The organism is uncultured Subdoligranulum sp. (assembly GCF_937890665.1).
The window spans coordinates 1-8,103 of record NZ_CALADU010000091.1 but is presented as its reverse complement, the minus strand read 5'-3'; the positions used below and the strand labels follow the sequence as shown (position 1 = coordinate 8,103).

The window sequence follows — 8,103 nt, the reverse complement described above, 5'->3', positions numbered from 1 at the left end:
GCCCTCGGCCACCACAAACTTGAAGTGGCCGTCCTTGTCCTGGGTGATGCCCAGGTAGGTCACGGGACCCAGATGGGGGTAGAACTGGGTCAGGTAACCGCCGCCGGTCTTGCCGTGGAAGACCGGCACGATCTTCATGGTGGGCTTTTTGGCCGAGATGGCTGCGTCGCCGGAGCCGGAATGGCCGATGATGCAGATGTCCTTGTCAAAGTCGATGGAATACATCTCGGACAGCTGGCCCTGGCCGGAAATCGTCTTGAGAATGGACATGGCCATGGCCACCTTGATGTCCCCCTCCACGGCGCAGGCGACGCCCTGCTTGATGAGCATCGAGAAGGCAGGAATCAGCATGGAGTCCAGCACCCCCGCCTTGCCCTGGGCAAAGCCGTCATAGTGGGAGGCGATGAAGGCGATCTTCTCGTCCTTGACCCACTGCTCAAAAGCCACCACGTAGCGGGCCATCTCCCAGACCTTTTCCACCGTGCCGCCGCCCTCGATGTCGAAGGTGTCGAGGATCTCCTCGGCCTTGGCGCGGATGACCGCCTCGTCGGTGACGTTGTCAGCAATGGCCCACATCTTCTCCCAGTCAAACTGTTTGGTGTAGAGCCACATCCGGTGGTAGAGGTTGGTCTCGTCGATGTAGAGGTCCATCATGCCGGGGTAGGGACGGCCGATCTGGGCCAGATTGGTGTCCCGGAAACGGCGGCGCACCTGGGCGGCCTTGCACCAGTCGTTGATCTCGGCCTGGACGGTGGGGTCACCGCCCTCCACCACGCCGGTGATCACCGCATGGCGCTTGCCGGCCCGCTCCAGGTCGGCCACCATCTCGCCCACGGCGCCGCAGGCGTAGAGCTCACCCAGCCACTTGGCGGTGTCGGTGTGCTCGTAGTCGGGGGCGCGCAGCTTCTGGACGTTCACCAGCACCACCGGCACATCCAGGTCCCGCACGGCGGGCAGCATGTTGTAGGAGGTGGCGTAGGTCAGCAGCTGCAGAATCACCAGGTCCACGTCGGCGGCGCGGAACTTGTCCCCGGCCGCCTGGCTCAGCTCCTTGGTGGTCACGATGCCGCCGTCCACCAGTTCTACGGTGTCGGGAATCATGGTTTTGAACTGCTCATACTGGGCCTGGAATTCCGGCACCAGACTGGGGAACTGGGGCAGATAGGCGCCCAGGGCAATGGCGAACACGCCTACCCGGGCTTTGGTTTCCACTAACATGCTCATTGGGGAAGAACCTCCTTGATATCAAAACTTTCACGGATACTTTGTCTTGCGGTGACCAGGCCGGCAAATTCGCCGCCGTGAATCATCTGAACGGTCAGGTTACCGATGGCCGTGCCCTCCACCGGGCCGGCGTACACCGGCAGACCGGTGACGGCGGCGGTCATGCGGTTGAGGTAGTTGTCCTGGCAGCCGCCGCCCACGATGTTGATGCTGGTGTAGGTCTTGCCGGTCAGTTCGGAAAGGCCGGCGATGGCGTTCTTGTAGCACAGGGTCAGGCTGCGGTAGACGCACTGCATCAGCTGGCCCACCGTCTGGGGCACAGGCTGGCCGCTCCCGGCGCAGGCGTCCTGCACGGCGGTGATCATGCTGGCCGGGGCCAGGAAGGCATCGTCGTTGGCGTTAACCACCGACGGGAAATCGGCGGCGCTTTCGGCGGCGGCAATCAGGTCGGGGAAGCTCCACTGCTTCTCCCCTGCCTGCACATCCAGGGTCCATGCGGCCCGGGTCTTGCCGGCCACGTAGTCCACCCCGTTGAGTTCCCGCCGGATGGACTGGATCATCCACAGACCCATGATGTTCTTCAGATACCGGAACCGGTACCAGGCGCCGCCCTCGTTGGTGAAGTTCTGGACGCGGCTCTCCTCGGTGGTGATGGGGGCTTCGTTCTCCACCCCCAGCAGGCTCCAGGTGCCGCTGGACAGATACACCGCCCGGTCATCCCGGGCCGGCACCGCCAGGAAGGCCGAGCCGGTGTCGTGGGTGGCGGGCAGAATGACGGTGGTCTGGAAGCCCACTTCGGCGGCGATCTCCTCTTTCAGAGGCCCCACCACCGTGCCGGGCATAGACAGGGGGCCGAACAGCCGCCGGGGCAGGCCCAGGGTGTCCAGCAGTTCCCTGTCCCAGGTCTTTTTAGCCGCGTTGACCAGGTTGGTGCTGCTGGCGTTGGTGTATTCCTGCTTCTGCACGCCGGTGAGCAGATAATTGAAGTAGTCCGGAATCATAAGCAGGCTGTGGGCCGCTTCCAGCTGTTCGGGGTGCTCTTTTTGCAGCGCCGCCAGCTGATAGATGGTGTTGAACAGCTGCTTCTGGATGCCGGTGCGGGCATAGAGCTCGGCGGGGCTGATCTTGGCCTCCACCAGTTTGTCGGCACCCTCGGTACGGCTGTCGCGGTAGGCCACCGCGTCGCCCACCGGCGCCCCGTCCTTGTCCAGCAGTACAAAGTCCACAGCCCAAGTATCAATGCCCACCGTGGTGGGGACCTTGCCCAACGCCTTGCAGGCTTTCAGTCCGCCCAGAATGCCCTGCCACAGATTGTCCATGTCCCAGCAGTCGTGGCCGTTCTTGCGGATCTGCCGGTTTTCGAACCGGTATACTTCCTCCAGCACCATCCGCCCCTCTTTCAAATGCCCCAGAATGAGGCGACCTGACGATGCGCCGATATCGATTGCAAGATAATACCGCACTTCCTGCAGCTCCCCTTCCTGTTTTTTCACTGGTATCAGTATACCGGCAGAGGTCTAAAAAAATAAGCGCGTGATTTACAATAAAATCACGCGCTTATTTAAGTAATTTTTCCTCAATTATCGGAATTGCACAAATGATCCCGGTATTCTTTCGGCGTTATGCCAAAGGCTTTTTTATAAATACCGTAAAAATAACTGGTGGTGTCATACCCCACGGACTCGGCTATCGCCTGCACGGGCAGCCTGGTGGTGCGCAGCAGCTGCTGGGCCCGGTCCAAACGTTTCTGCTGCAGCAGTTCCTTGAAGGTATTACCAGTTGCCTGCCGGATCAGGGCGCTCAGGTAGGGAAGCGAAACATGGAACCGCTCCGCCACATGGGACAGGCTGGCATCGCGGCAGTTATCCTCAATTTCGCGTAGTGCCGCCAGCACAAGCGGGCTTCCCTGCCCCGGTTCGCCCTGCACTTCGATACATTCATGGTGGTTCAGCAAGTCCAGCATCAGCATCGCCATGCGCAGCTGATTGGCGCCACGGGCCCCGGGCTCATTGTGCAGAAGGCTCCAGACCATGCTTTCCACCAGGTTTTGGACCGGAAGCAGTTCTGCGGTATGGCAGACCAGATGGGAAATCTCCGCACCGCCGTTTTTCAGCGTTCCCAGCAAAAAACGTCCCAAAAGGTTGGTCGTTCCCACAATTTGAAAGGCATAATCAAAGAACTGGGGCAGCACAATGAAGTTCACCGCCACGTCCCCGGCCTCCGCTCTTTGGATGGCGTGGCTGGCCTGCTGATTCAGAAACAACAGCTCTCCCTCCTGCAGGTGTACCGGCGTACCGCCGCCGATCAGGTGCGTTGTCTGACCGGTACACATATACATAATTTCCACATAGTTGTGGCTGTGGCGTGGGAAAGCCACAAACCGGGTATGGGGGCGTATAGTGATGAGCTGGCCCTGGCGCAGCAGCTTGGCCGCATCGATCTCAAACCCATGGCCGGAGGCATACAATGTCCGGTCTAGCGGTTCCCCATCCCGCAGTTTCTGCTCTTCCGATGTAATGCGGGACAATGTGTTCAGAATTTCTGTATCCATAGTTTGCTTCTGGTCTCTTTTATCCGTATTCAGACGTACGTTCTCTTTTACCCGTTCAGTCCTTCCAACATTCCTTTGAGTTGTTCTTCCGTTAAAACACCAAAGGAAACCAGTGTTCCCAATGTCATTCCCTCCAGCATCCGGGAGGCGCCTTCGGTATCACCGGCAGAGGCCTGTCCTGCCGCTGCTTCCGCCAGCCGCTGCAGGATCGGGCCAAACACGGCGGCTCCTTTGGGATCCGATACTACGTCGGCCAGCGTACTGTATTCGGTAAACATACGAGGCAATGGCCTCTCCGCAGTGAACGACACTTCCTTGCGAAGCCGGATATCCCTGCTGGACGCTCCGACTTCGATCCCATAACAGCCGGTGGGGGCATAGAAATCATGGAGCAGCGGCTCATAATATGCCAGATCCCGGGCATTCAGTTGGAAGGTAATCTCTCGCCCTTCACCCGGCTGCAGTGCCACCTTGGCAAAAGACTTCAATTCCCGTACAGGTCTGCGCCGCATCCCGGCAGGCGGCGCCACATACAACTGTACGACTTCCTTTCCCGGACACTTCCCTGTATTGGTCACGGTCAGCTGTACCCGCAGCGTTTCCCCTTCCCCCATCCGGGAACGATCCACCGTCATATTGCTGTAGGCAAAACTGGTATAGGACAGGCCATACCCGAATGGGAACAAAACATCCATTTCTTTGGCGTCATAATAGCGGTATCCCACAAAAACGCCTTCGCGATATTCTGTAATGCCATTTTCTCCGGGGAAGTTGAACCAGGACGGGGTATGGGCAAGTTTCTGTGGGAAGGTCTCGGGCAGCTTTCCGCTGGGATTTGCCTTGCCATACAAAAGATCCATGGTGGCTGCACCCACACCGTCACCGGGGAGGTACATTTCCAACACAGCGGCCACCTTGTCCAGCCAGGGCATAGTGATCGGAGCGCCGTTATACAGCACGACAATGGTATTGGGCTGCACATCAGAAACTGCTTCTATCAGTTCATTCTGGTTGGCCGGCATTTCCAATGTCGTACGGTCTACGCCTTCGCTTTCATACCGTTCCGGCAGTCCGGCCAGAATCACCGCTGCATCAGCCTTGCGGGCCGCAGCCACCGCTTCCTCCAGCAGTGTACGGTCCGACGTATCAGATTCCTGATCATAACCGCGCGTCCAGCTCATACCCTTCGGCATGCAATCCACCGCACGGCTGATATATGCACTGTTTACATGACTGCTTCCGCCACCCTGATACCGTGGTGCAGCGGCAAAGTCTCCGATGAGCGCCACGGAACTTTCCTCCGTCAGAGGCAGCACCGAGTCCTTGTTTTTCAGCAGTACCGCGCATTCTTCAGCAATGTGACGGGCAAAGTTATGGTCGGCAGCGCGATCAAAAACAGCATCCGGATGATGGTTTTCTATGCCTGTCTGTACCAGTTTCAGCACATTGTACACCGCACGGTCCACCTCTGCCTCCGTCAAAGTTCCGGCGGCCACCGCATCCAATACCTGTTGAATTCCTCTCCGGCTACCTCCCGGCATTTCCAGATCCAACCCGGCTTTTACGCCCACTGCGCGATTTTTTACAGCTCCCCAATCGGTTACCACCATACCCTGGTATCCCCAGGCCGAGCGCAGAATATCGGTAAGCAGCGTTCCGTTTTCACTGCAGAATGTTCCGTTCACCTTGTTATAGGCACACATAACCGCCTGAGGCTTGGCCGCCTTGACGACAGTTTCAAAGGGTGCCAGATAAATTTCGTGCAGGGTGCGTTCGTCTACCACACTGTCGCCCACCATGCGGTCAGTTTCCTGATTGTTGGCGGCAAAATGTTTGATGCAGCTTCCCGTACCGGTGCTCTGGACGCCTTCCACCATGGCGGCCCCCATCTGTCCGGCCAGGACGGGATCTTCACTGTAATATTCAAAATTTCGTCCGCACAGAGGGCTTCGCTTGATATTCAGCCCCGGCCCCAACAGCAATGCGACCCCTTCAGCCTGGCATTCGTTTCCCACTACACATCCCAGCTTTTGTGCCAGAGCTGTATCAAAGCTTGCGGCCACCGCAGCCGACGAGGGGAAGCACACAGCAGGCGTACTTCCATATATGCCCAGGTGATCACTTTCTTTTTCCTGTTTTCGTAAACCACTGGGCCCATCACTCATCATAATGGCCGGAATTTCCAGGCGCTCCATGGCGCGGGTGTGCCAAAAATCTCCACCAGTCAAAAGTTCTGCCTTTTCTTCCAGCGTGAGTTGCTGTATCAATTCATTCAAGTTCACCATGGTATTCCTCCCGTTCAAAAGCAACGCAGGACATTTCTTACGTATTGCCGTAATTTTGGTTAATGACAGCATAGCATATTTGCCAATCAGTGAGGAGTCAAAAATTCAGCTTAAAGGACTATAATTCCATAAGTTTATGAAAAGCAGAAAGTTTATGCCGTTATTCGTCACCCTTGCGTGGATTTCACTGTTTCTATACTGCCTCTCTTGATTTCCAAAGCGGTTGCCTGCGCCTATGCGGCTCCCAATACTTTAAACCATACATATAACCAAACACATACAAAAAACACCCGATCCCGGTATTACCGAAAATCGGGCGGTGAATCACGGGCACATCTGTCCCTTTAACGTTTGCCTGCTAATATCCGTCAATCAGTAAGAGAATTTTTCACTCTGTACTTGAATCAGTCTGCATACAATGCAGCAGCTTTATCAAGGCATTTCTGCCAGAAGTCCCGTGTCAATTCTCTGCTGTGCCCGCGTAAAGTCCGGGATTTTTCCAGGTGGTCACATTCTGATGTCCCGCACTCAGTGCTCCGTCCACCGGAATGGCTGCACCGGTGATATACCGGGCCATATCGCTTGCCAGGAACAAAGCCAGCCATGCACATTCCATGGGATCTCCCATTCTGCCTGCCGGGCAGTCTTTTGCAAACATGGCCATCGCAGCTTCGGGAATATCGCCGAAGATGCTGGTCTTTGTGTATCCGGGGCAGATTGCATTCACCGTGATTCCATAGGCGGCGTAATCCAGAGCCGCGGCACGGGTCATACCGACTACACCGAATTTCGTTGCGGTATACAATGCCTGTCCCCGCTGCGGAACAAGGCCAGCCACCGACGCAACGTTGATCAGGAAACCGCCTTTGGATTTGCTGCGGAAGATTGCCTCTGCTGCATACTTCATGCCGGCAAATACGCCTTCGCTGTTGAGCGCAAAAATCCGCTCATACTCTTCCAGCTCATATTCATGCAAAGGATTGCCGCCCATGCCGATTCCTGCATTGGATACGAAACCGTCCAGCCGGCCATAGGTTTCCACCGCTTTCTCTACCAGAGCCTTGATCTGTGCGGGATCACTGCAATCCGTACGGACAAAAACGGCATCGCCGCCTTGCGCAACGATCTCACCTGCCACCTTCTGACCCTGTTCCTCACTGCGTGCGGCCAGCACAACCTTCATACCGTTGGCGGCAAAAGCGCGTGCAATTGCTTCCCCAATGCCTCTGCTTGCGCCGGTCACAACGGCAACTTTGCCCTGTACGCTTTCAAAAGTAGCTTTCATTGGTATTTCTCCCTTCGCTCGTTTCACTCTGCCTTTTCTTCGATTTTATTCCGGAATCCGGTTCAGAAATTGCGCACTGACCTGCGCGCTTTTCACCGGGCTGCCGTCGATCCAGTTGCGGTGGCTCTCCAGAATCACCGCGTCCACGTTGGCCTGCAGGGCCTGTTCTAGCAGGCTGTCCAAGTCCATGTTGCCGGTGCCCAGTTCCATGCTGTCGGTTTTCAGGATGGGGGTCACGGCAGGGCCCTGCACTCGACTGCCCCGGTCGTTGATGTGCCACAGCTTCATGCGATGGCCCAGCCGCTGCATCCAGGCCAGGGCGTTGGCGCCGCCCTCGGTAAACCAGTAGCTGTCGAACTCAAAGTTCACAAACCGGGGATCGGTCTCCTCCAGCAAAATGTCATAGGCACGTTTTTGATCATTTACCCGGCGCAGCTCACAGTTATGGTTGTGGTAGAGCAGCTCCACGCCCTCCTGCCGGAGGGCCTTCCCTGCTTTGTTCAGTCGGGAGGCCAACTCGCGCACGGCGGCTTCGTTCCCGTAGTCAAACCGATACATGCCAGTGATGACCACATACTTGCTCCCGAAGCTCTGGACCTCCTGTACCACCGCTTTCGGGTCACGTTCCAGGCTGCCCAGGTCGGTGTGCAGGCTGACCACTGACAGGCCCGCCTCCTGTACCAGCTTGTGCCAGTCCAAATTGCCCCCCTTGCCCACCGGCATACCGGCGGCCTTGGTCAGCAACTTGACCATGAACC

The 8,103-nt window shown here is 57.2% G+C and carries 6 protein-coding genes; all 6 read right to left on the bottom strand.

The window, feature by feature from the left end; all coding sequences use genetic code 11:
- A partial coding sequence (locus Q0526_RS05255) for an arabinose isomerase (RefSeq protein ID WP_298731407.1) occupies positions 1 to 1,224 on the bottom strand: 1,224 nt, incomplete at its 3' end.
- Complete coding sequence (locus tag Q0526_RS05250) at positions 1,221 to 2,687, bottom strand: rhamnulokinase family protein (protein ID WP_298731406.1); 1,467 nt, start codon at positions 2,685 to 2,687, stop codon at positions 1,221 to 1,223. The genes Q0526_RS05255 and Q0526_RS05250, both read right to left, overlap by 4 nt.
- A 113-nt stretch (positions 2,688 to 2,800) precedes the next feature.
- Positions 2,801 to 3,775 (bottom strand): AraC family transcriptional regulator, encoded by a 975-nt coding sequence (locus Q0526_RS05245; protein ID WP_298731405.1) that lies wholly within the window; start codon positions 3,773 to 3,775, stop codon positions 2,801 to 2,803.
- A gap of 47 nt (positions 3,776 to 3,822) precedes the next feature.
- Positions 3,823 to 6,060, bottom strand: coding sequence for a glycoside hydrolase family 3 C-terminal domain-containing protein (locus Q0526_RS05240; RefSeq protein ID WP_298731404.1), 2,238 nt, complete (start codon positions 6,058 to 6,060; stop codon positions 3,823 to 3,825).
- 460 nt (positions 6,061 to 6,520) lie between these two features.
- Positions 6,521 to 7,345 (bottom strand): SDR family NAD(P)-dependent oxidoreductase, encoded by an 825-nt coding sequence (locus Q0526_RS05235; RefSeq protein ID WP_298731403.1) that lies wholly within the window; start codon positions 7,343 to 7,345, stop codon positions 6,521 to 6,523.
- A gap of 45 nt (positions 7,346 to 7,390) precedes the next feature.
- The coding region (locus tag Q0526_RS05230; RefSeq protein WP_298731402.1) for a TIM barrel protein at positions 7,391 to 8,103 on the bottom strand (713 nt) is incomplete at its 5' end.